Genomic DNA, 21,259 nt, shown 5'->3' on the forward strand with positions numbered 1-21,259 from the left:
TTATCCACCTACGCATTCCGGCGGCAGGGCGGCTTCCGGGCTGGCAGCCGGGCTCGGCGTGGCCGAGCCGCTGGGCCGGTCCGTCGGCAGGGCACTGGGGCTGGGCCCTGGTTCGGGGCAGTTCCGCTGGCTGCTGATCCGCAATTGCTCCACGATTTGTTCGGCGTGGACCAGGTCCCTGGCGGAGATGCTCGAATTCAACCGCTGCTGCTGATAGACCGGCAGGCTCTCCAGCGGGATGTTGTAGACGGTGTCCACATGTGAGAGGTCGATCGGACCGAAGTTCTGCGAGACGCCGTTAAAGATGGCCACCCGGCCGTCGGACGCACCCACGAAATACTGCGTTTGGGTCCACAGGTAGCCGAACCACAGGACGGCCACCAGCAGCAGTGACATCACGGTGAGGAACGCCGGGATCAGCCACGGCTTGCGGAGCGGTGCGGCGGCCTCCACCTCGGACGCGTCCGGTTCCTCCGGAGCCTTGTGGGTCAACAGCGCAGCGGCGCGTCGCTTGTTGGAGTGGGCTGTGACGATCGGGATCTGTCCGGTTTCCGTGGCCAGCGCCGCGGCCCCCACCAGCACGTGCGGGCGTGTCCCGAGCTCGCGCCGGATGGCGTCGGCGCGGATTGCCTCGTGGGGTTCCGCGGGCGTCTCGGTGCCGGACACGCCTTCCGCGGTGCCGTCCGGAGACATGCCCGCAGCGGCCGCCGGCGCAGTGGCGGCGGGTGGGGCGCCGCCGTCCGCTGCCGCTGGCTCGAGCGGACGTTCCGCCGCCAGGTTCAGCGACGCGGTGTCAGCTGCTTCAGACGGCGCCTCGGCGACTTCGATCATCACGATGGTCACGTTGTCCGGGGAACCGCCGTCGAGCGTGAGGTCCACCAGTTGGTCCACCGCGTCCTGCAGCGTGGCGGCGTTGCGCACCACCGACTCCACCACCCGGTCCGGTACGACGGCGTTGAGCCCATCGGAGCAGAGCAGCCACTTCTCCCCCGGCTCGGCGCTGTGGCTGGCCAAGTCGAGTTCCGGGCTGGCATCGACGTCGCCCAGAACCCGCATGAGCACGTTGCGGTGCGGATGGATTTCGGCTTCCTCCGGGCGGAGCCGGCCCTCGTCGATCAACCGCTGCACAAAGGTGTGGTCTACGCTGACCTGCTCGAAGATGCCGTTCTTCAGCCGGTAGGCACGGGAATCGCCGATGTGGGCGAACTCGAGCTTGTCGTCGTGCAGCAGCAGGGCGGTCACCGTGGTGCCCATGCCGGCCAGCTTGGGGTTGGTCTGCACCAGCTCGGAGAGGATGGAATTCGCGGTCTGGATCTCGTCGGCCAACACCGTGGCCGGATCCTGGTGGCCTGCGCGGTCCAGATGGACCAGGTCCAGCACGGTGGAGGCAGAGGCGACGTCACCGCCGGCGTGGCCGCCCATGCCGTCGGCGACCACGGCAAGAAAACGGCCAGCGTAGGCGGAGTCGTCGTTCTTGGACCGCGTCATGCCCACGTCCGACCGCGCAGCATAGCGCAGAACCAGAGCCACGGTCAGGGCCTCAATTCAATGACCGTCTTGCCGATCCGGATGGGAACGCCCGGGTCAACGGGCAGGGCCCGGGTCAGTTGGTTCTCGGCCAGATAGGTGCCGTTGGTGGAACCCAAGTCCTCGATGAACCAGCGGCTGCCCTGCGGGAAGAGCCGGGCGTGGCGGCCGGAGGCATAATCGTCTTCCAGCACCAGGGTGGCTTCCTGGGCACGCCCCAGCAGGATCGGGCTGGCGGCAAGTTCCAGCGAGTGTCCGGCCAGCGGGCCTTCGGTGACCACCAGTCGGCGCGGGGCCGCCCGCGGTGCCGGGGCAGCCTCGGCCAGATCGGGGTTCTTGCGCACTTCCCGCGCGGAGGGGCTGCCGGTCCGGTTGCGCTTGCCGATCTGCAGGTCGCGCCGCAGGGCCGAGACGATGCTGATGATCATGATCCAGAGCAGGATCAGGAAACCGAACCGCAGTGCGGTGACAACAAGCTCCCCCATTAGGCTCCGCCGCCCCGTGTCGGCAGCAGGCGGAAGGTAATGCGGGTGCGGCCCATGGTAATCACGGATCCGTCGGTGAGATCGGTCTGGCCGATGATTTTTTGGCCGTTGACGTAGCTGCCGTTGGTGGAGCCGAGGTCCACGGCCACGGCGGAGCCGCCCGCGGTGCGGACCTCCAGATGGCGCCGCGAGACTCCGGTGTCATCGACCATGATGTCCGCCTCGGAGGAACGTCCCAGCACGATCGAGGGTGCGTTGAGCGAGTAGCGCTGGCCGTTGATTTCTAGCACGGCCTGCAATTGGGTGGGCTGGCGGGACGGGGCCGCGGGCGTGCTGCGTGGTGCCGGGCGCTGCTGCTGACCGTCGGACTTCACCACGGTGGCCTGGACTTCGAAGTCGCCGCCCTTGAGGGCGGTGTCCTTGGCGAAGGAAACACGGACCGGACCTTGCAGCGTGTACTTCTGGCTATTGACATGGCGGATCACCACGTCGCACAGTTCTTCGGCCAGCGTTGCCCCCCATTGTTCAGCCATGGCGTAGTCGGAATCGCCCAGCCGGACCTCGAAGACGTTGGGTGCCAAGGTGCGGCCCTGGGCCAAGGTGATGGAACCATTGTCCAGCTCGCGGCGCAGGCGGCTGGCGATCTCCACCGGCTGCACCTGGCCTTTGCCGCCCACGGAGAAGGCGCCACGGACCATCTTTTCGATGCCGCGTTCCATACTGTCCAGAATTCCCATCGGGCCGCCTCCTCCCTGTTGTCGTCGTGCATGCCTGCCTCTGAAGAAGCGGACAGCGCACACCGGTCTGGCGATTCTCCCATTCGATACTACTTGTGCGTGTCCCAAAAGGCCCTATTCAATAACGATTGCCGAAGGCGCGGCGGCGCCGCAACGTGGTGAAGTTCACTCGGGGAACTCACGACGACGGCGGGCTGCCAGCGGTGCTTCAGGCGCTCCGATCCCTGTCTCCGTGCGGCAATCCGGGAGCTGGAACCCCCGATTGGGAATTTGGGCCTGTTTCACGCTACTATTGATCTCGCTGTTCTTGAGGAATGCGAACCGGGAAAAAAGGTTCCACCCCGACGGAACACACAAGATGCGCGCGAGTGGCGGAACGGCAGACGCGCTGGCTTCAGGTGCCAGTGTCCGAAAGGGCGTGGGGGTTCAAATCCCCCCTCGCGCACGCAGAGCAAGAGCCCCGGTCTTCGGACCGGGGCTCTTGCCGTTAACGTCCGGACTTCGTGGCCCTGCCGCCGTGCTCGCCGCCAGAGTGCTTTTCTTGCTGGGAAGCAACGGCTAGGGTGCCAGCCATGCGCATCAAGATGACCAGTATCCACGTCACGGATCCGGCAGCTGCCTTCACCTTCTACACCGAGGTGCTCGGCTTCCGGGAGCTCATGGCCATGCCCGAATTCTCCCTGTTCATCGTTCAGTCGGCCGATCCGGGCGATGGGGCCGGGCTGCTGCTCGAACCCAGCGACAATCCGATCGGCGCCGCCTACCGGCAAGGGGTGTACGACGCCGGGATGGCCGCGATTGTTTTCGGCACGCCGGATGTGCAGGCCGAGTACGAGCGGCTGTCCGCTGCCGGTGTCCGGTTCACTGGCCCGCCGGCGCCGGACCCCTCCGGCAGCTTGGCCGCCGTCTTCGACGACGGTTTCGGTAACCTGATCCAGCTGCACCAGGACTGACGCGGCGGCCGATTCAACTAAGCCTGCAGGTACTTGAGCACGGCCAGCACCCGGCGATGGTCCCCGGGCGCCGCCGCGAGCCCCAGCTTGCCGAAGATGGCCGTGATGTTTTTCTCCACGGCGCCGGCGGAAAGGAAAAGCCGTTCGGCGATGGCCACGTTGGTTCGCCCCTCCGCCATCAGCTCCAGCACCTGCCCTTCGCGCGGTGTGAGGGTGTCCAGCCCGCGCTGTTGGCCGGAGGACCGCATCAGCTGGCCAACCACCTCCGGATCCAGCACGGTTTCCCCGCAGCGGATCCGTTCCAGCGAGTCCAGGAACGAGGACACTTCGGCCACCCGGTCCTTGAGCAGGTAGCCCACGCCGGCCGGGTGGTCTGCGAACAGCCGGGCGGCATACCGGGTCTCTACGTATTGCGAGAAAACCAGGACCCCCACGTCGGGATGCGTCTGGCGAAGCTCCAGTGCGGCGCGGATGCCTTCGTCGGTGTGCGTCGGCGGCATCCGGATGTCCACAATGGCCACGTCGGGTGCCTCGGCCGCTACTGCCTGCAGCAGCGCGTCGGCGTCGTTCACCGCGGCGGTGACGTGGTGTCCGCGGCCGGCCAGTAGCTCGGCCAGGCCGGCCCGCAGAATGGCCGAGTCTTCGGCGATCGCGATCTTCACGGACGCTCCGGATCCAACGGCAGATCGATCATCACGCTGGTGGGTCCGCCGGGTGATTCGATGTGCAGCGTGCCATCCACGGCGGCAACCCGCTCGGCCAGCCCGGCCAGGCCCGAGCGGTGGCCGCTGGATGTTGGCGGGGTGAGTGCCGCGCCGCCGCGCCCGTCGTCGTCCACCTGCAGCAGGAGGCGGTTGCCGGCAGTGCGCACGCTGATCCGGATCTGTTCGGCCCGGGCATGCTTGACCGCATTGGTCACCAATTCCATTGCGCAGAAGTACGCGGTGGCTTCCACCGCGGGTGCAGGGCGTGCGCCGAGGTTGAGCACCAGCGTTGTCCGCACCGGCGACTGTGCGGCCAGGGTTTCGAGGGCCGGGGCCAGTCCGTCGTTGAGGACAGGCGGATGGATGCCGCGGGCCAGGTCGCGCAGGTCCACCAAGGCGTCCTTGGCGGTGCCATGAGCGCTCTCCAGCAGGTGTGCCACTTCGGGGGCGGTGTCCTGGCCGTTCAGCCGGTCCCGTGCGTCGCCCAGCTTCATGGCAATGGCGACCAGCTGCGCCTGGGTGCCGTCATGCAGGTCGCGTTCGATCCGGCGCAGCCGGGCATCGGCGTCTTCGACCGTGCGGTTGCGCGAGTGCTCCACGTCCCGCAGCCGCAGGCTCGCCGCGGTGGGACCCAGCAAGCCGGCCGCCAAGACGGCCTGCAGCCGGGCGAAGCCGTGGTTCAGCGCGGGCCACAGCAGCCAGAGGAAGACGGCGCCGATGGCCGCCAGCAACAGCTGCCGGGGCGGAGTATCGATGTAGTACTCCCAACCCAGCTGTGCGCCCCGGTGCCAGCTGCCGTCCGCGGCCTGCTGCAACGGCAGGTAGCGGGACCAGATCCAGTGCGTCAGTGCGCCGAGGCCGGTGGCGAAGAAGGTGATGCTCACGCAGAACGCGGTCACCGAGACCACAAAGGACACCACTTGATGGGCGATGGCCCGCCAGCCGGCTGAATCGGCCAGGCCGCTGCGGATGAAACCGAAGAAGCCGCGTTTCGGCCGGAACGGTGCCGGCTCCGCCACATGCTGCTGCAGCAGGGACGCCGCCAGCGACCGCTGCACCGTTCCCCAGTAGCGGGCCGCAGCTATCAGGGCCGCCGCCACCACCAGTCCGACGACAGTCACGGCCAGCGACGCCCCAAGCGAGACGGTGGCCACCGCGTAGGTGAAACCGAACGGTGCCAGCAACAGCGCCGCGAAGTGGTAGAGGAATTCGCGCCAGGTCTGCCGCTGGAAGAAGCCGGTCAGGAACCGGTACGGTGCGGTGCCGTCGGCCCGGCGGGAGCCGGCAGGTTCCGGCAGATGGAGGGCGGCATTCGGCGCCGCGATGTTCGTCATGAGTACAGCTTGCTACCTAACCGCATCAGCCAGAAGCAGGCGGGCCCCCGAACCGCACGGGGGTTACCCCCCGTTTCGGGGCGCCCGGAGCGCTTTCCTCGGCCCGGAGGCCGGTCAGGCCTTCTTGCCGGCTTCCTTCACGCGCTGCTCTTCCGCGCGCACCGCGGCGAAGGAGGCGCGCTCGGCAACCAGCCATTGCGGCGGATCCTGCAGCAGCGCGGTGATCTCCGCCGTCGTCAGCGCTTCGGTGATGCCGCCGCGGCCCAGGCCGGATATGGAGACGTTAAGTTTGCGCGCTACCTCGGGCCGCGGATGCGGGCCGTTGCGGCGCAGGTCGGCCAGCCACTGGGGCGGATCCGTCTGCAGTTTGTTGAACTCTTCGCGCGAAATCAGGCTGTCCTGGAACTCCTGCGGGGCAGCGGGCAGATAAATGCCCAGTTTCTTGGCGGCCGTGGCCGCTTTCATGGACTGGGAGGTTTTCGCGCTCATGGGCCCAGCCTATCCGCCCTGCGCTACGGTGATGAAGTGCAGCAAGCAGACCACGAGCCGAAAACGCCGCCCCCGCCCGCCGGAATAACGGTTGGCTACGTGCCGGGCGTGACGCCGGGGAAGTGGACGCGCCGTTGGGCGGAGCGGCTGCCGGACGTTCCGCTGACCGCTTTCCAGTGCGGGCAGGACGAACAAACCGCCATCCTGCGCGATGGCCGGGCGGACCTGAGCTTTGTGCGGATACCGGTGGACCGCGAGGGCCTGAACGTCATCCCGCTGTACACCGAACTGCCGGTGGTGGTTGCGCCGAAGGAACATGAGATTGCCCTGTACGACGACGAGGTGCCGTACCAGGAGATCGCGGCAGAGAACTTCCTGGACCCGGAGGAGATGGGCGGGGCCAAGACCGGCATCGAGGTAGTGGCCTCCGGAGGGGGATTGATGATCCTGCCCATGTCCGTGGCCCGGCTCTACAACCGCAAGGATGTGGTGTACCGGACGGTGACGGACCAGCCTGAGACGCAGATCGGCCTCGCCTGGCTGGCGGACCGGACGGACGCCGCCATCGAGGAATTCATTGGAATTGTCCGGGGACGCACGGCCCGCAGTTCGCGCCAGCCGTCGGTGCAGGAACAGCAGGAGAAAACCAAGGGCCGCAAAACCTCCAAAACCTCCAAAAACACAGCACAGAACGACGGCGGAGCCGCAGGGAAGGGCGCCAACGCGGGCAAAGGCTCCGGTGGGAGGCGGCAGGGCGGCTCCGGCCCGGCAGCTGGCAAGCAGTCCGGCAAGGGCAAGCCCGGCGGCGGACGCACGCCCAAGGGACGCGGGCCACGCCGCGGGCGCCGGTAGCGGCGGTCCGCTGGATCCCGGCTCCGCGGTGGGGTTGGCTAGGCTTCAGCTATGACCGTGAGCAGCCCTGACCATCTGGACGATACCGATCTTGCGGCCTGGCTGGTGCGCGCCGCCGGAACCCTGGCCAATGGAATGCGGTCGGGGGTGACCACCTTCGAGGAGAAGACCAGCATCTCCGACGTCGTCACCGCTGCCGACCATGCCGCGGAAAAGCTGGTGGTGGACACGCTGCGGGAGTTGCGGCCGGACGACTCGATTCTGGGCGAGGAAGGCTCCAGCCACCAGGGAACGTCGGGCCGGACCTGGGTGATCGACCCGGTGGACGGGACCTATAACTTCTTTACCGGCGGGCACTATTGGTGTTCGGCGCTGGCGCTGACCGACGACGCCGGGTCCCGGTTGGGGGCGGTCTACCATCCCGCCGAGGACGTGCTGTGGCTCGGCGGTCGGGACCTGCCCACGGCCCGCAACGGCCTGCGGGTGGGTGAAATCGCCAGCGCCCCGCTGGCGGCCAGCTGCGCGGCGGCGTACCTGCACCACACCTATTTGCGCGACGAAGCCGCAGGCGAACCCTATCTGCGCACGCTGCTGGGTTCGGCCACCTACCGTTCCTGGGGCTCCGCGTCCTGCGAGCTGGCGGCCACCTCCGCCGGGATCTTCGGGGTCTGGTACCAGCAGGGGCTGCCGGACTGGGACTGGCTGCCGGGCAAGGCGCTGGTGGAAGCGGCCGGCGGGACCACCGCCGTCGTCGAGGTGGATGGCTACCGCTGGTCGGTGGCGGGCGGCAGGCAGCAGGTGGCCGAGGCCGTCACCCTGTTGCAGGGGTGAGGCGGATCGGGTTTCGGTGCCGGCCGACGTGGCATAGTGGGGCTGTGGAGAAGACCTACGAAACCATCCAGCTGGAATGCCTGGGCGAATTGGCCACGCTTGTCATCAACCGCCCCGGCTCGCTCAACTCGCTGAACACCCAAGTGGTGGCAGACCTCGCGCAGTTCGTCGCCGACATCCGGTCGCCTGAAGGCCAGGAAGTCCGCAGCATCCTAATCACCGGCGCCGGCGAAAAAGCGTTCGCGGCCGGCGCCGACATCCGGGAACTGGCGTCGATGGGGCCCGACGAAGCAGAGGCACACAGCGCGGCCATGCAGGACCTCACCCGCTTGCTCGAGACCCTGGACCTCCCCGTGATCGCCTGCGTCAACGGGTTCGCCCTGGGCGGGGGCCTCGAACTGGCACTGGCCTGCGACTTCATCTACGCCACGGAGAACGCGAAGTTCGGTTTACCGGAAGTCGGCCTGGGCCTCATCCCTGGTTTCGGCGGCACCGTACGGCTCCCGCAGCGGATCGGCCCCGGCTTGGCCAAGGAGCTGATCTACACCGGACGCAGCATCGGCGCCGCCGAAGCGCTGCGGATCGGCCTGGCCAACGCGGTCTTCGCTACCAAGGACGACATGCTGGATGCTGCGGCAGCCACCTGCCGGGAGATTTCCGCGAAATCTCCGGCCGCCGTCGCGAACGCCAAGCGGACGGTCGATGCGGCGCTCGGCCTGCCCACCGCCGATGGGCTTCGAGTGGAGCGCCGGGCCTTCGGGAAGGCCTTCACCACGGAGGATTCACGGATCGGCCGGGAGGCCTTCCTCGACAAGGTGGCGCCCGCCTTCACCGGGCATTAAAGGCGGGCGCGGGCTGGACGGTGGCTGGAACCGGTCAGCAGGAACTTTTCGGCCGGAATCGGAATCGGTCAGTGCGTGGTGCGGTGCCAGGCTGGGTCGTACTGGGTGGCGAGTCGGGCCAGGGTCAGTGCCGCCAGCATCAGGCCGAAGTCGCGCAGCGCCACGTCGTAGAACCCTGACAGCGTCAGCAGGTTGATGATGATGCCAGCCAGCCAGAGGGCCACAACGTAGGCGGCGTAGCGTGGCTTGATCCAGACCAAGATGCCGGCGGCGATCTCGACGACGCCGACGATCATCATGGCCGTATGGGCACTGAAGGGGAGCAGGCTGACAAGCCAGGGTGCCAGGTACTGTTCCCAGTCGGTGAGCAGATTGAAGAACTTGTCCAGCCCCATCAGGATCGGCAGGACGGTGAACCCCAGCCTGAGCATCCAGAAGGCGCCGTAGGCGGGGTCGGTCCGCACCCGCTGCAGCGTTGGAGTGGTGGTAGCCATCGGAACCTCCGGTAAATTCTAAAAACCGAATAAGTATTTTTAGAATCCTCCGAACCGATCCTAAAGTCAATGGCCCCGTGGCTGCATGCCGCTAATGCTCGGGACGCCACGCCTCGGTCTGGGTGAGCCGCTTGATCACGGCGGGCCCGCCGATGCTGGCCAGGACGGAACGCTCCCCGACGATCACCAGCAGGCTGCGTGCCCGGGAGGCACCCACGTAGAGCATCTCGCGGGCCCGCTCGGGATCGGCGAACCCATTGACGGCCAGCACCACCACGGAGCGTTCCAGCCCTTTGAAGCCCAACACGTTTCCGTAGAACACGTCGCTGTCGTCGAAGAAGGCGTCCCAATATCCCCGCCAGCCGAGCGCATCCACGTCCTGCTGCTGTACCGGGTGCTTTCGCTTGGTAGTCAGCAGTGCCACTTGCTGCGGAGCCCAGCCTTCACGCTCAATCAACTGGTTGACGGCATCATCGGCCCGTTCAATGACGGCGCCGGCCGACGCCTCCACCATCCGGATCCGGGGGCCGGAGAGGCCTCGGGGGATTGCCAGTTCGGTGGACAGTGCGCCGGACAGTGCAGCGATCTGCTTGGTATTGCGCAGGTTCTCGTTCAGCACGAAGGGCGGCGCCTCGATCGGCGGCCGGCCTTCGCGGCCGAAGATCCGCTGGTCGTCGTCCATGAAGACATACAGCCCGCCGGCATCGGGATCCTTCAGGCAGACCAGGACTGACTCCCACCAGAGCGCACCGAAGTCCTGGCCTTCATCAACCACGATGGCGTCGAAGAGCTCGCGGTCCGGTTGGATTTTGGCCAAGCGCTTGAGTGTGCGGGGCAGGTAGTGCTCGTAGTACTGGTTGGTCAGCAGCCTGGGATCCAGTGGATGGTGCGCGCCCCAGCGCACCGGCAGGTCGTGGAACATACCCACGTGGGCGGGGCGCTCGGACGGTTTCCAACCGGCGGTTTCCGTCTCGAAATAGCGGGCCAGGCCCCGGCTGTAGCAGAGCAGGGCCACCCGTTTTCCGTTGCGGGCCAGCCTCCGGGCCTGCTCCAACGCCAGCCACGTCTTGCCTGTCCCGGCTCCGCCGATGATCCGCGCGCGCTGCTGGTTTTTCAGGACGTCAAGGATGGCGGCCTGGTCGCGGGTCATTTGGTCGGCGCGGCCTTCATGCTCTGCTGCAGCGGAGAGGGCTCCGTTGCCCTGCAGCGGTCGCGTCAGCTGCGCCAGGATGCGGTCGGCGACATCCGGCGCGGTGTCGCCGTCGCCGTCGCCGCAGAAGTTGATCGCCTCCCGGACAGCATCGTCCGGGTACTTCAGGTCCTGGCTGCCGATGACCATGGCCCGCCTCAGGCCGGGAATGTCCCAGTGCCGCGGGACCGAAGTGTAGGGAAAGGCCAGCAGATGCGCGAAGCGGACCTGCCGGCCGAGCCCCAATTGGGCGCCGAGATAGCGCTGGAGCATATGCCGGCCGTCTTGGACCTGGATCAGCGGGTCTTTGATCCGGTGCTGCTGGCCGTTGCTGGCTTGGTGCCACTGCCCCGCGTCGTAGCTGACATGGCCGCCCTTTACTTCGATGGCTGCGATTCCGACACCGGGCCAGATGACCAGCAGATCGATTTCCCGCTCCGCGCCGTTTTCGATGAGGCTGACTGAATGCAGCAATGAAGCGGACGGCGGCAGCGTACGCACCAGCGCATCCCAGACCTCCCGCTCGGCATGCCTGTCCCGGCCGAACTCAGGCTGTTCCGGAAAACAGCGCGGCATACCGCCCCCCTCAACATCAACGCAGTGGTTTACCACACAGACTACCTAATGCCGGTCATCGGCCCGCCTGCGCCCGACAAGAGCGGGTTCGCCGCAGGCATTGGCCTTGAATGATCAGCAAACGTGGCAATTCGTTGCCGTGCTATCGGCCGTTCTGTAGCGTTAAGACAGGTGGCAGCTGACGAAAGCGGCGCACGTGGCGCCGTTCCTCAGCGAATGGAGGATGATCATGGCAAGTGTGGATGAAACCATTGAGATCGCCCGGCCCGCCGAGAGGGTCTACGCCGAATGGTTACGCTTTGAGTCCTTTCCCTCTTTTATGCACGGTGTGAAGTCCGTGATCCAGACGTCCGACACCACCCACCATTGGGTCACGAAAGTGGGCGGCGCACAGCGCGAATTCGACACCACCGTGACCGAGGAAGAACCCGGACGGCGGATTGCCTGGAGCAGCGAAGGCGGCGTCAGGCACAGTGGAACCGCGACCTTCGGTGCGGTCAACGCCGAGACCACGTCCATGCACATTCATATCGACTGGGAGCCGGGTTCGCTGCTGGAGAAGGTGGGCTCCGGGCTGGGCTCTGACCACCGGGAGGTGCGCAACGAGCTGTGGCGCTTTAAGGAATTCGTGGAATCGGGAGGATCGGAAACCCACGATGTGGGGGACAAGCACTTCTACGGCGGAACCTTTGCGGGCGGTTTCCCGCCTAAGTTATCGTCGCAGCCAGACATCCCCCGCAATGAGGACGCCAATGCCTACAGCCGGGATCCGGACCTGAGCGAGGCAGAGCGCCGAAGACTCCATGTCAGGCGGCATGGCCAGGAGCGGGAAGGCCACGACGAACCGCGCGAATGGGCCGATGATCCGATGCTGGACGACCCCGCGCTGCGCGAACCGCGGGCCAAGGACGACAGCACCGGTCCAACCAGCTAGCGATGCTGCAGTTGGGGACGGCGGGTCAGTGCCGTAGTCAGGAACGAACGCTGATCCGCTCGATTGACTCCGTCGCCTTCTGCGATAGCTCCTCGGACAACGGCGCACTCTTGGCGGAGTCCGCCGCATCTGCCTGGCCCTCGGGGCTCAGCACGTACTGTCCGAAGGCCTTCACCAAGTCCACCTTGCTCTGGTCCTCATACGTCGAGCAATAGATGTGGTAGGACACCAACATCAAGGGGTAAGCTCCGGCCGCGGTGGTCGCCCGGTCCAGTTCCAACGCCAGGTCGTGTGCCGGCCTGCCTTCGACCTGCTTGGCCTGGTCGAGCGCCGTGGCGGCTGCTTCCGCGCTGACCGGGACAAAGCTGTCACCGACTTTGAGGTTGGCCTTGCCCAGCGGCGCCCCGACGGCGGAATCGTCGGCGTAGGTCACGGCGCCTTTAGTCCCGGCCACCATGCTGACGACGCCGGTGGTCCCCTGGGCGTTTTCCCCGGCGAATTCAGCGGGCCAGGTGTCGCTCGGCTCTGCCGTCCAGGTATCGGGCACAACGGCATGGAGGTACTCGGTGAAGGTCTCCGTGGTGCCGGAGTCCTCCGAGCGGTTCACTGGCGTGACCGGCAGGTCGGGCAGTTCAACGCCCGGGTTGTGCTTGGCAATGGCGGGGTCGTTCCAGGACTTGATCTCGCCCTGGAAGATCTTTGCGATGGTCTCGGCATCCAGATTCAGTTCGGTGATGCCGGGAAGGTTGAACGCCACGGTGATCGGTGAGATGTATGCCGGGACGTCGAAGGCGCCGTCCGGTCCGCAGACCTTCCGCGACTCTTCCAACTCTTCGTCGTCCAAGAATGCGTCCGAGCCGGCGAAATCGACGGCCCCGGCCAGGAAGGCGGTGCGGCCGGCGCCGGAGCCGTCGGGGGAATACTGCACCTGCGCATCGGTGTGGAGCAGGCCGAATCCTGCCACCCAGGCATCCATGGCGGCGTTCTGCGAAGATGCTCCGGCTCCGGTCAGCGTGCCGGAGAGCGTGGAGCCCTGCTGAGCGGCGGATTCTTGCGCCGGACCCAGCGGGTAATCGGAGCCGCAGGCGGCCACGGACAAGGACAGGAGGACGGCGGCGCCCAGGGCGGGCGCGCGGAATTTCAGCTCAGGCATCCGGACCAGCGTACCCGTGCGTTGGCGCGAACCCAAGGCGCTATCGTCCCTCCAGGTCTCTGACGGCAGGACCTTCCAGTACCGTTCCGTCGGCGCTGAAGCGGGATCCGTGCAACGGGCAGTCCCAGCTGGCTTCGGCGTCGTTCCAAGACAAGACGCCGCCCAGATGCGTGCACACCGCGCTGACCCGGTGCGTGGCGGAATCCACGGTGCACACGCCGACCGGCCGAGCGTTCTCACGCACCACTGTTCCCTGCCCCTCGGGCGGTGCAGTTTGCGTGGTCCGGGTCAGCCCGCCCAGCCATCCGGACAGCATTTCCAGCCCCACCGACGCGTTGGTCTCGGCCGTGCTGGCTGCATCCCGCCCGGAGATGCGGGACTTGTAGAGCTCCTTGGCCCAGTGGTTGTCCCCGCCCAAGATGGAGGCGGAGAGTGCCAGCGCAGCGGCAACCCCGTTTGTCATGCCCCACTTGTTGAATCCGGTGGCCACGAGGATCCGCTTTTCGCCGGGCAGGACTGGTCCGACATACGGCAACGAACCGGCGGGTTCATAGTCCTGGGCGGACCAGGTATGGGTGGGTTCGGCCCCGGGAAAATGTTGCTGAGTCCAGCGCAGCAGGTCTTCGACAAGTCCGCGGGTGTGGCTCTGCCGTCCGACCACGTGGCCGTTGCCGCCAGCCAGCAGGAGCTCCCGGCCGCCACCCCGAGCGGTGCGCAAGGAGCGGGTAGGCGCGTCGATGGAGAGATACATTCCGGCCGGAATGTGGCCCGGGACGGTGAAGGCGGCGGCATAGGACCGCTTGGGCGTCAGGACGCCGAAGTGGCCTCCGCGGTTGAGCATGGGTGTTCCGGTGGCCAGCACCAAGGTTCCGGTCTGGACGTCGCCCAGGCGGGTGCGCACCGTGACGGTCCGTGCCCCGGTGCCAACGCCGCCGTCGTTCGCATGGCTCACTCCCGTGACCCGCATGCCCTCGAAGACCGACCCGCCGCGGCTGCGCAGTTCGGCAACCAGCGCTGCGAGCAGCCGCATCGGGTGGAGCTGCGCCTGGTCCGCCAACCGCAGCATGCCGGTGACAGCGAACGGCAGCTCGCCGGAGCCGGCGACCGCCTCCACCGGCAAACCGGCGGCCTGGCTGGCACGCTGCTCGGCGGCAAGATCATCCGCTCCGTGCGGAGTCGTAGCGTACGTGTAGGCGTCGCGCCGGTCGTACTCCACCTGGTGTTCGTCGCAGTACCGCAGAATCCACGCCTGCGCTTCCTGCTGTGCCGCAACATAGGCAGCGGCAGCGGCGGAATCATGGTGGCTGCTGATGCGGGAGAGCTGGCCGCCCTGCAGGAGGGACACTTTGGCGGTGGTATGGCCGGTGGTGGCGGCGCCGATGGACCGGGCCTCCAGCACTGCGACCCGCTGGCCGGCCCTGGCGAGCAGGACCGCCGTGGCCAGCCCGGTCAGGCCGGCACCGGCGACGACCGAATCGAACCCGGACTGGCCGGTATACGTATCAACGGGAATGCCGTCTGCGGTATCTAGCCAGAGCGAATGCATTGATGCTGTCCTTTCGGCCTGTACTACACACCACACCCCGTCCCCGCTGGCGCGTCAAGGCCCAAAGTGCACGGACACCTGACAGGATGGAAGCAACGACGGCCGGCGGAAGGCGGAGGGCATGAAAACTGCGGTGCTGATGATCGATTTGCAGAACGCGTACTTCGAGGACCCCGCGTTGGCCAGCCGGCGGGAATCCGTGGTGGAGGCGGCAAATCTGCTGGTCAGGACCGCGACGGCGGCGCAGGTACCGGTGCTGCTGGTGCGCACCGAGCACCAGCGCGACCAATCGACCTGGACGTTGAACATGCTCGATGACGACCAGGGCTTCATCTTCGAGGGCAGCGAACAGGCCAGTTTCCTGCCGGGGCTGCTGACCGATGGGCTGGAAAGCATCGTCAAAACCCGCGACAGTGCGTTTTTCGGTACCGGTCTGGCCGAGCGGCTGCGCCGCGAAGGGGTGGAACGGCTGGTGCTGGCGGGCGTCGCCACACACGACTGTGTGGCGCAGACGGCGGCAGATGCCTTTGCCCACAACTTCCGCGTGGTCTTCGCCAAGGACGTCATTGCCTCGACGAATGAAGACTATGCCGGCTCCATGCTGCAGATCCTCGGCGAGGAGTACCGCCAGCCGGTGCTGGGACGGGGCGCGATAGCGGAGCTGCTGGCCGGAGCCCGCGAACGCTAAACCCGCCCGCTCAGTCCTCCGAGAGCAGGTGGCACCAGGAGTCCGTCAGGGTCTCCAGGCAGGTCTCGCGGTCCACGAACCAGCCGGTTCTGATCCACCGCTGCGACAGGTACTCAAGCTGGCCGAAGGCGAGCACGCAGCGGATACGCCGGCTGGACGATTCAAACCGTCCGGCACGGTCCAGTCCGGTCGTCATGTCCGCCGCCACGTCGCGGAACCAGTCCTCCAGTGTGCTGGCGACCTCGGGTTCGACCGGGGCTGCCTGGTAGACCGCATGGAGGTAGGGGCGGGTTGCCTCCCACTGGTCGAACTTGCGGTTGAGCCAGGTCCGGATCAGGTCCCGCTTGCCCAGCTCCACCACGGTTGACAGGGACGGATCGTCCACGCTGGTGAGGATGGCGTCCACTGTCTTGACCACCTCGCTCATCAGTTGGGCCTTCGACGCGAAGTGCAGGTAGAACGTGGTCCGGGTGGTGCCGGCGCCCGCCGCGATGTCATCGATGGTCGTGGCCGCATAGCCCTTGGACTCGAAGAGTTCCAGACCCGTATCCAAGAGGAGTTGCCGGGTCTGCTGTTTCTGGACTTCGCGGAGTGTTGCCATGCGTCACAGGATAGTCGTTGGCGCAGCAGTCTCTTGACAGCGCGAGCGTTGCGGCGCGGAGAGTGGCCCTGCCGAGACGCCATCCAGCCGTGGAATGGCGCGAATACTGCCCCGCTGACCAGTAAAACGACATTGCGCACTTTCACTTGACAGTGTGTTGTCTCAGTCACTAGTGTAGTCGCCATCACAGGGTCTGTAGTGGCGTATCACACTTCAGTTGCATGGCCGCAGATAGGTCCTCAGGCCCATCCCGCACATCCATGTGCCACCCGTTCCGCACCATCAAGGAGTTCCACATGAGCCAGGGCCAGGAGACCGTCGCGTCACCGCAGTCCTATCCACCGCCGCAGGCGCCGCCGGTGGACACCGCGCCGTCCCGCGCCAAGGGCACCTTGGCCGCCGCATCGCTGGCGGTGATGGTGGCACAGATCGCCAACGCGTTGCCCGGCGCCCTGAACGGCGAGTTCCAGCTGACGTTCAACACCTTCGGCTCCCAGCTGACGTGGATTACCGCGGCATTCATGATCCCGGTGGTGGTCTTCGAACTGACCTTCGGTGTGTTGGGCGACAAGTATGGCCACCGCAAGCTGGTTCTCGGCGGTGCGCTGCTGGTCATGATCGGTTCGCTGGTCTGCGCGATCTCACCGACCGTCCAGGCCATGTGGATCGGCTCCGCCATCAATGGTCTCGGCGCTGGCGCCATCTTCCCAGCGTCGCTGGCCCTCGTCGCGTCGGTGGCCCGGACCATGCAGGAGCGGGTGCGCGGCATCGCCATCTGGGCAGGCTTCCTGTCCGCCGGTTCGGCCCTGTCCCCCCTGCTCGGCGGCATGTTCGCCGGCTTTGGATGGTGGCGCGGCGCTTACGCCGTCGTGGTGCTCACCGGCCTCGCCGCCCTGCTGCTCACCGCGCTGCGTTCTGCCGAAGCCAAAGTGGCCCGGGAGCGCCGGCTGGACATCTGGGGCCAGATCACATTTGCGCTGGGCCTGATCCTGATTCTGTTCGGCCTGGTGCAGGGCCCCGAAGACGGTTGGACCGCCTCCCATGTGGTGGTCGCGCTGGTGGCCGGCACGGTCCTGCTGGCAGTCTTCGTGGCAATCGAACTGCGGGTTGAGTCACCGCTGCTGGAGCTGAGGCTCTTCCTGAACCGCCAGTTCGCCATCTCCTCCGTCGTCGCCGTGGTCGGCATGTTCGCCTTCCTGGGCGCCTGCTTCTCCACGAGCATGTGGCTGGGCCCGGTCCAGCACCAGAATCCGCTCTACCTCGGCCTGCTGTTCCTGCTGCTGCAGGGCCCGGCGTTCGTGTTGATCCCGGTGCTGTCACGGCTCCAGACCCGGGTCTCCTCCCGCTGGCTGATGACCTTCGGCTTCTTGGCCATGGCTGCGGGCGCCTTCATCAACTCCAACGCAGACGTGACCAACCGCGACGTCACCACCTTCGTGCTGCCCTCCCTGCTGGTGGGCCTGGGCTTTGCCTTCACCTTGAGCCCGATGACTGCCGTTGCCGTTAACTCCGTGCCGCGGGAAATGACCGGCATGGCCAGCGCCACCACCAACCTGCTGCGGGACCTCGGCTTCGCCCTGGGGCCCGTACTGGTGGGCGCCATTGCACTGTCGGCCGCGGGCGGCCAGTTGATGGCGTCGCTGCAGACCTCCGGTTTGGCGCCGGACCAGCTGGGTCCGGCGATGGGTATTGCCGAAGCAGGCGGCCCCATCGCGCTGAACAGCATTCCTGAAGGTGTTCCCGGATCGGGCGCCAGCCAGTTCGCGCTCGAGGCCTTGGGCAGCGGATTCACCCAGGCCTTCCTGGTGATTGCCGTCGCGGCGCTGGCCGCGGCCTTGCTCAGCTTCTTCGGCCTGCGCGGTGTCCGCGAGATCGATCCGGAGGCAGCAGCAGTGGAGGCCGCCGCTTAGTCGGCCCCGCAGAAACAACGGAGCCGGTCATCCCCTGCGGGATGACCGGCTTCCGAGAGCCGTGCCGGCGTAGGCCGCAGGCGGCTTTAGCGGCTTGCGGCTGGTGGCAGGCGACGCACGAACGGGGCGCAGACGACGGCAACGAGGCCCAGGATGCCGCCGACCGTGAAGGCGACCCGTACGCCGTCGACCAGGGCGACGTTGTCCGCGATGCCGCTTGAAGCGGCCATGGTGGTGCCGACAGTCATGGCGGCGATCAGCACTGCGGTGCCGGCCGCGCCGGCCAGCTGCTGCAGCGTGTTCATGATGGCGCTGCCGTGGCCGTACTGTGCGCGCGGCAGGGCGCCCAAGGCGACGGTCATCAGCGGCGTCATCAACATGGCCATGCCGATGCAGAACACCGTGTGGAAGGCGACGATCACGGCGAGCGGCGTATCAATGTGGACACTGCCCAACAGCCACTGTCCCCCGGCCAGCAGCACGGCGCCCGGAATGACGATCGGGCGAGGGCCGACCTTGTCATAGATGCGGCCGACGATCGGGGACACGATGCCCTGAATCAGACCGCCCGGGAGCAAGGCCAAGCCGATGGTCAGAGTGCCCAGGCCCATGCCGTTCTGCATGAAGATGGGCATGACCATGACGGTGCCCAGCATGGTCGCCATCGCGATCATGACGATCACCACGGAGATGCGGAAGTTGTGCACCTTGAACGGACGCAGATCCAGCAGGTCCGATTCGGTCTTGCGCAGCGCACGCTGGCGGTTGACGAACAGCACCAGGGCGATCACGCCCACCACGAGGGCGGCGATCGGTGCCCACGCCCCATCCATCAGGTCCGCAATGGAGGAGAGCGCGTAAACGATGCCGCCGAAGGCAAAGGCGGAAAGGATGACCGAGAGGACATCCAGCGGAGCCTTGCGGGTCTCTTTGCCGGTCTTGATGGCGAAGACGCCGAAGAGGAACACGATGATGGCCACCGGAATCATCAGGCCGAACACCCAGCGCCAGTTCAAGGAGTTGATGATGGCGCCGGACAGGGTGGGGCCGATGGCTGGTGCCACGGAAATTACCACCGAGTTCAGGCCCATCACCGTGCCGCGATGCTGGACCGGGACGGAGGTTAGCGTGGTGGTCATCAGCAGCGGAAGAATGATCGCGGTGCCGCCTGCCTGGATGATGCGCGCGATCAGCAGGACCGCGAAGGTTGGCGCAACGGTGGCCAGCGCCGTGCCGACGATGAACAGCAGCAGCGCGGCGATGAAGAGGCCTTTGGTGGTGAAGCGCTGGAGCATGAAGCCGGTAGTGGGAATGACCACGGCCATGGTGAGCATGAAACCGGTGGTCAGCCACTGCGCGGTGGTCGCCTGAACGTTGAGGTCGGCCATTAGGTTGGGCAGGGCGACGGTCAGCACAGTCTCGTTGAGGATCATGATCAGCGCTGACAGCACCAGTGCGGTAATTACGGCGGCGACGCGCTTGGGCGAGATCCTTTCAGGCTCTACGGCGCGCGCCGCCTCCACCTCTCCGGGCGGAACTTTCTCCTCGAGGACGTCTTTCATGAACACCTTTTCTGGTCGAGTGGGGGTGGGCGGCAGACCTGCTGCCTAATACTTACAAAAGTATAAGTGTAAATCAGAAGGGCGACGACGCGGCTCAAGGCTTCAGCTCGGTTCGCTGATCAGGGCGGCCAGGCGTTGGAGTGCCGGAAGGCTGTCCGCGAGCTGCTCTTGCTCCTCGGGACGGAGCTTCGCGGCCGCAGCTGCAAGTGAATCGGCCCACGCCGTCTCCAAAGTCATTCGAATGCGCTGTGACTCCTCGGTCGGGTGCAGCGTGACGTACCGTTTGTCGGCAGCGTCGCGGATGCGGGTCACCAGTCCTCGCGCAACTAATTCCCGAAGCTGCGTACTGACATTGCTGAAGTGCCGGTCCAAGCGGGCGGCTACTTCGGCGACGGTGATGCCGGGGTGGGATTCGATGACGCGCATGATGTCCAGCATGCCGTTCGGCAGCAGCGGGATTCCGGCATTCTCATGCGATTTCCGGCGCACATCGGACGAAATGTCGATCAGCGCCACGGCAAGTTGGCGGTGGTCCACGGCGCGGCCCTGCACGGCGCCGGGCGGGGTGTTCTCCATCCCCCAAGCATAAGTTGCGGCCTTGGGCGGGCGGTCGGACGACGGGCGGGACCTTGGCATCCGGTCCATCGGCTGGAACCCTAGCCCGCGGGCAGCGTGCCACGTAGCCTGAGGTGAGTACCGCCAGAAGGGACGTGCCATGGACCAGGACATCCAGAAGTACATCAGTGCGCTGGTCGAGAAAGAACAGCAACTGCGGGATTCCACGCCGGAGGAGCCGGACAAGGCCTCGGCCCGTGCCGCCGAACTCCGCCGTCTAGAAGAGCAGTTGGACCAGTGCTGGGACCTGCTGCGCCAACGTCGGGCCAAGCGCAAAGCCGGCGAGGATCCCGGCGAAGCGGAGACCCGGCCGGTCGATGAAGTGGAGCATTACCGCCAGTAGGCCCGCGGCATGGCCGGGGAGTCAGGCGCCCTTGGACGCTTTCGACTTGGAGCCGGATTTCTTCTTGGAATCGGAGGAGCCGGAAGACGACTTGGCTTCCCGGTTCTTCTCCACGCTGCGACGCAAAGCATCCATCAGGTCCAGGACCTTGCCGCTTTCTGCCTCTTCCTCCTGGCCGAAGGTCTTCTCGGTGTCCAGCGCCTCGCCCTGTTCCAGCTTCGCTTCGATCAGGGTGCGCAGCTGTTCCTGATACTCGTCGGTGTAGTTGGCGGGGGTGAAATCCGAGGAAAACGAATCCACCAGTGCCGCCGACATCTCCTTTTCCTTGGCAGAGATGCGAACCGTTTCTTCCAAGGAGGGGAAGCTGGCCTCCCGCACTTCGTCCTCCCAGAGCAGGGTCTGGAGCATCAGGACTTTGCCGCGGACACGCAGTGCGGCCAGCCGGGACTTTTGCCGCAGCGCGAACTGCACGATGGCCGTGCGGTCCGTATCCTCCAGCGTCTTGCGCAGCAGCACATAGGCTTTGGAGGACTTCGAGTCCGGCTCCAGGTAGTAGCTGCGGTCGAACATGATCGGGTCGATCTGGTCGCTCGGAACGAACTCGACCACTTCGATTTCGCGGCTCTTTTCCACCGGCAGCGACTTGAATTCCTCGTCGGTGATTACCACCGTGTGCTCGCCGTCGTCGTACGCCTTGTCAATGTTCTGGTAGTCGACCGTCTTGCCGCAGACCTCGCAGCGGCGCTGGTACCGGATGCGACCGCCGTCCTTGTCGTGGACCTGATGCAGGCTCACGTCATGGTCTTCGGTGGCACTGTAAAGCTTGACCGGCACGTTGACCAGCCCGAAGGCCACGGCTCCCTTCCAGATGGCTCTCATGGCACTAGTGAACAC

General features: G+C 66.3%; 22 protein-coding genes and 1 tRNA gene. 9 read left to right on the forward strand and 14 right to left on the reverse strand.

Annotation, left to right across the window (positions count from 1 at the left end; all coding sequences use genetic code 11):
• The 3 genes from E4J89_RS07655 to E4J89_RS07665 are packed head-to-tail and all read right to left on the reverse strand — an operon-like array spanning position 1 to position 2,749.
• Entirely contained in the window at positions 1-1,530 is a 1,530-nt protein-coding gene (locus tag E4J89_RS07655; protein ID WP_346763377.1) for a protein phosphatase 2C domain-containing protein, read from the reverse strand.
• A 2-nt stretch (positions 1,531-1,532) separates the two neighbouring features.
• On the reverse strand, positions 1,533-2,012 hold the full coding sequence (locus E4J89_RS07660; protein WP_136785545.1) for an FHA domain-containing protein: 480 nt from the start codon (positions 2,010-2,012) through the stop codon (positions 1,533-1,535).
• Positions 2,012-2,749: a DUF3662 and FHA domain-containing protein gene (locus E4J89_RS07665; RefSeq protein ID WP_136785546.1), complete on the reverse strand. Its 738-nt coding sequence runs from the start codon at positions 2,747-2,749 to the stop codon at positions 2,012-2,014. Before E4J89_RS07665 ends, E4J89_RS07660 begins: the two co-directional genes overlap by 1 nt.
• A gap of 362 nt (positions 2,750-3,111) precedes the next feature.
• Here E4J89_RS07665 and E4J89_RS07670 point away from each other — a divergent pair.
• Positions 3,112-3,194: transfer RNA gene (locus E4J89_RS07670), tRNA-Leu, on the forward strand.
• Positions 3,195-3,321: 127 nt separating this feature from the next.
• A complete protein-coding gene (locus E4J89_RS07675; RefSeq protein WP_136785547.1) occupies positions 3,322-3,702 on the forward strand; it encodes a VOC family protein in 381 nt (126 codons plus the stop codon).
• 17 nt (positions 3,703-3,719) lie between these two features.
• Here the strand turns inward: E4J89_RS07675 and E4J89_RS07680 are convergent, their stop codons facing one another.
• From E4J89_RS07680 to E4J89_RS07690, 3 genes are all read right to left on the reverse strand, one after another.
• A complete protein-coding gene (locus E4J89_RS07680) occupies positions 3,720-4,364 on the reverse strand; it encodes a response regulator transcription factor (protein WP_136785548.1) in 645 nt (214 codons plus the stop codon).
• Positions 4,361-5,740, reverse strand: a complete 1,380-nt coding sequence (locus tag E4J89_RS07685; RefSeq protein WP_136785549.1) for a sensor domain-containing protein — start codon at positions 5,738-5,740, stop codon at positions 4,361-4,363. Before E4J89_RS07685 ends, E4J89_RS07680 begins: the two co-directional genes overlap by 4 nt.
• A 114-nt stretch (positions 5,741-5,854) precedes the next feature.
• Entirely contained in the window at positions 5,855-6,229 is a 375-nt protein-coding gene (locus E4J89_RS07690; protein ID WP_136785550.1) for a DUF5997 family protein, read from the reverse strand.
• A 36-nt stretch (positions 6,230-6,265) separates the two neighbouring features.
• Here E4J89_RS07690 and E4J89_RS07695 point away from each other — a divergent pair, with 36 nt between their 5' ends.
• The 3 genes from E4J89_RS07695 to E4J89_RS07705 are packed head-to-tail and all read left to right on the forward strand — an operon-like array spanning position 6,266 to position 8,754.
• Complete coding sequence (locus tag E4J89_RS07695) at positions 6,266-7,081, forward strand: LysR family substrate-binding domain-containing protein (RefSeq protein WP_240691785.1); 816 nt, start codon at positions 6,266-6,268, stop codon at positions 7,079-7,081.
• Positions 7,082-7,132: 51 nt separating this feature from the next.
• Positions 7,133-7,912 (forward strand): inositol monophosphatase, encoded by a 780-nt coding sequence (locus tag E4J89_RS07700; RefSeq protein ID WP_136785551.1) that lies wholly within the window; start codon positions 7,133-7,135, stop codon positions 7,910-7,912.
• A 44-nt stretch (positions 7,913-7,956) separates the two neighbouring features.
• Positions 7,957-8,754: an enoyl-CoA hydratase-related protein gene (locus E4J89_RS07705; protein WP_136785552.1), complete on the forward strand. Its 798-nt coding sequence runs from the start codon at positions 7,957-7,959 to the stop codon at positions 8,752-8,754.
• Between the two features lie 68 nt (positions 8,755-8,822).
• On the opposite strand, the gene E4J89_RS07710 is transcribed toward E4J89_RS07705, so the two are convergent.
• Positions 8,823-9,248 carry a hypothetical protein gene (locus E4J89_RS07710; protein WP_136785553.1) on the reverse strand — a complete coding sequence of 142 codons (426 nt, stop codon included), beginning with the start codon at positions 9,246-9,248 and terminating at the stop codon, positions 8,823-8,825.
• A 91-nt stretch (positions 9,249-9,339) separates the two neighbouring features.
• Positions 9,340-11,013, reverse strand: coding sequence for an NERD domain-containing protein (locus tag E4J89_RS07715; protein WP_136785554.1), 1,674 nt, complete (start codon positions 11,011-11,013; stop codon positions 9,340-9,342).
• A 229-nt stretch (positions 11,014-11,242) separates the two neighbouring features.
• Between E4J89_RS07715 and E4J89_RS07720 the strand changes: the two genes are divergently transcribed.
• Positions 11,243-11,947, forward strand: coding sequence for an SRPBCC family protein (locus E4J89_RS07720; protein ID WP_169303939.1), 705 nt, complete (start codon positions 11,243-11,245; stop codon positions 11,945-11,947).
• A 37-nt stretch (positions 11,948-11,984) separates the two neighbouring features.
• Here the strand turns inward: E4J89_RS07720 and pstS are convergent, their stop codons facing one another.
• The gene (gene pstS / locus E4J89_RS07725; RefSeq protein WP_136785556.1) at positions 11,985-13,100 is read right to left on the reverse strand and encodes a phosphate ABC transporter substrate-binding protein PstS; all 1,116 of its coding nucleotides are present in this window, start codon (positions 13,098-13,100) and stop codon (positions 11,985-11,987) included.
• A 40-nt stretch (positions 13,101-13,140) separates the two neighbouring features.
• Positions 13,141-14,646, reverse strand: a complete 1,506-nt coding sequence (locus tag E4J89_RS07730) for an FAD-dependent oxidoreductase (protein WP_136785557.1) — start codon at positions 14,644-14,646, stop codon at positions 13,141-13,143.
• Between the two features lie 121 nt (positions 14,647-14,767).
• Here E4J89_RS07730 and E4J89_RS07735 point away from each other — a divergent pair, with 121 nt between their 5' ends.
• Complete coding sequence (locus E4J89_RS07735; RefSeq protein WP_136785558.1) at positions 14,768-15,334, forward strand: isochorismatase family cysteine hydrolase; 567 nt, start codon at positions 14,768-14,770, stop codon at positions 15,332-15,334.
• Between the two features lie 10 nt (positions 15,335-15,344).
• Here the strand turns inward: E4J89_RS07735 and E4J89_RS07740 are convergent, their stop codons facing one another.
• Entirely contained in the window at positions 15,345-15,935 is a 591-nt protein-coding gene (locus tag E4J89_RS07740; protein WP_136785559.1) for a TetR/AcrR family transcriptional regulator, read from the reverse strand.
• 296 nt (positions 15,936-16,231) lie between these two features.
• Between E4J89_RS07740 and E4J89_RS07745 the strand changes: the two genes are divergently transcribed.
• The gene (locus E4J89_RS07745) at positions 16,232-17,845 is read left to right on the forward strand and encodes an MFS transporter (RefSeq protein ID WP_136785560.1); all 1,614 of its coding nucleotides are present in this window, start codon (positions 16,232-16,234) and stop codon (positions 17,843-17,845) included.
• 86 nt (positions 17,846-17,931) lie between these two features.
• On the opposite strand, the gene E4J89_RS07750 is transcribed toward E4J89_RS07745, so the two are convergent.
• Both E4J89_RS07750 and E4J89_RS07755 read right to left on the reverse strand, forming a co-directional pair.
• A complete protein-coding gene (locus E4J89_RS07750) occupies positions 17,932-19,407 on the reverse strand; it encodes an MDR family MFS transporter (protein ID WP_136785561.1) in 1,476 nt (491 codons plus the stop codon).
• Between the two features lie 102 nt (positions 19,408-19,509).
• Entirely contained in the window at positions 19,510-19,983 is a 474-nt protein-coding gene (locus E4J89_RS07755) for a MarR family transcriptional regulator (protein WP_205754437.1), read from the reverse strand.
• A gap of 139 nt (positions 19,984-20,122) precedes the next feature.
• On the opposite strand from E4J89_RS07755, the gene E4J89_RS07760 reads away from it, so the two are divergent.
• The gene (locus tag E4J89_RS07760) at positions 20,123-20,365 is read left to right on the forward strand and encodes a DUF2630 family protein (protein ID WP_136785562.1); all 243 of its coding nucleotides are present in this window, start codon (positions 20,123-20,125) and stop codon (positions 20,363-20,365) included.
• 21 nt (positions 20,366-20,386) lie between these two features.
• Here E4J89_RS07760 and E4J89_RS07765 read toward each other — a convergent pair whose 3' ends face one another.
• Positions 20,387-21,244 (reverse strand): Ku protein, encoded by an 858-nt coding sequence (locus tag E4J89_RS07765; RefSeq protein WP_136785563.1) that lies wholly within the window; start codon positions 21,242-21,244, stop codon positions 20,387-20,389.
• Positions 21,245-21,259 lie beyond the last annotated feature (15 nt).

This window comes from Arthrobacter sp. CAU 1506, from assembly GCF_005047635.1.
Lineage (GTDB): Bacteria > Actinomycetota > Actinomycetes > Actinomycetales > Micrococcaceae > Crystallibacter.

What these genes read in the sequence shown, in the direction of transcription:
- E4J89_RS07660 (WP_136785545.1), bottom strand. Translation starts at nt 2,012, where the DNA reads ATGGGGGAGCTTGTTGTCACCGCACTGCGGTTCGGTTTCCTGATCCTG.
- E4J89_RS07665 (WP_136785546.1), bottom strand. Translation starts at nt 2,749, where the DNA reads ATGGGAATTCTGGACAGTATGGAACGCGGCATCGAAAAGATGGTCCGT.
- E4J89_RS07675 (WP_136785547.1), top strand. Translation starts at nt 3,322, where the DNA reads ATGCGCATCAAGATGACCAGTATCCACGTCACGGATCCGGCAGCTGCC.
- E4J89_RS07685 (WP_136785549.1), bottom strand. Translation starts at nt 5,740, where the DNA reads ATGACGAACATCGCGGCGCCGAATGCCGCCCTCCATCTGCCGGAACCT.
- E4J89_RS07690 (WP_136785550.1), bottom strand. Translation starts at nt 6,229, where the DNA reads ATGAGCGCGAAAACCTCCCAGTCCATGAAAGCGGCCACGGCCGCCAAG.
- E4J89_RS07700 (WP_136785551.1), top strand. Translation starts at nt 7,133, where the DNA reads ATGACCGTGAGCAGCCCTGACCATCTGGACGATACCGATCTTGCGGCC.
- E4J89_RS07710 (WP_136785553.1), bottom strand. Translation starts at nt 9,248, where the DNA reads ATGGCTACCACCACTCCAACGCTGCAGCGGGTGCGGACCGACCCCGCC.
- E4J89_RS07715 (WP_136785554.1), bottom strand. Translation starts at nt 11,013, where the DNA reads ATGCCGCGCTGTTTTCCGGAACAGCCTGAGTTCGGCCGGGACAGGCAT.
- E4J89_RS07720 (WP_169303939.1), top strand. Translation starts at nt 11,243, where the DNA reads ATGGCAAGTGTGGATGAAACCATTGAGATCGCCCGGCCCGCCGAGAGG.
- pstS (WP_136785556.1), bottom strand. Translation starts at nt 13,100, where the DNA reads ATGCCTGAGCTGAAATTCCGCGCGCCCGCCCTGGGCGCCGCCGTCCTC.
- E4J89_RS07730 (WP_136785557.1), bottom strand. Translation starts at nt 14,646, where the DNA reads ATGCATTCGCTCTGGCTAGATACCGCAGACGGCATTCCCGTTGATACG.
- E4J89_RS07735 (WP_136785558.1), top strand. Translation starts at nt 14,768, where the DNA reads ATGAAAACTGCGGTGCTGATGATCGATTTGCAGAACGCGTACTTCGAG.
- E4J89_RS07740 (WP_136785559.1), bottom strand. Translation starts at nt 15,935, where the DNA reads ATGGCAACACTCCGCGAAGTCCAGAAACAGCAGACCCGGCAACTCCTC.
- E4J89_RS07745 (WP_136785560.1), top strand. Translation starts at nt 16,232, where the DNA reads ATGAGCCAGGGCCAGGAGACCGTCGCGTCACCGCAGTCCTATCCACCG.
- E4J89_RS07750 (WP_136785561.1), bottom strand. Translation starts at nt 19,407, where the DNA reads ATGAAAGACGTCCTCGAGGAGAAAGTTCCGCCCGGAGAGGTGGAGGCG.
- E4J89_RS07755 (WP_205754437.1), bottom strand. Translation starts at nt 19,983, where the DNA reads ATGGAGAACACCCCGCCCGGCGCCGTGCAGGGCCGCGCCGTGGACCAC.
- E4J89_RS07760 (WP_136785562.1), top strand. Translation starts at nt 20,123, where the DNA reads ATGGACCAGGACATCCAGAAGTACATCAGTGCGCTGGTCGAGAAAGAA.
- E4J89_RS07765 (WP_136785563.1), bottom strand. Translation starts at nt 21,244, where the DNA reads ATGAGAGCCATCTGGAAGGGAGCCGTGGCCTTCGGGCTGGTCAACGTG.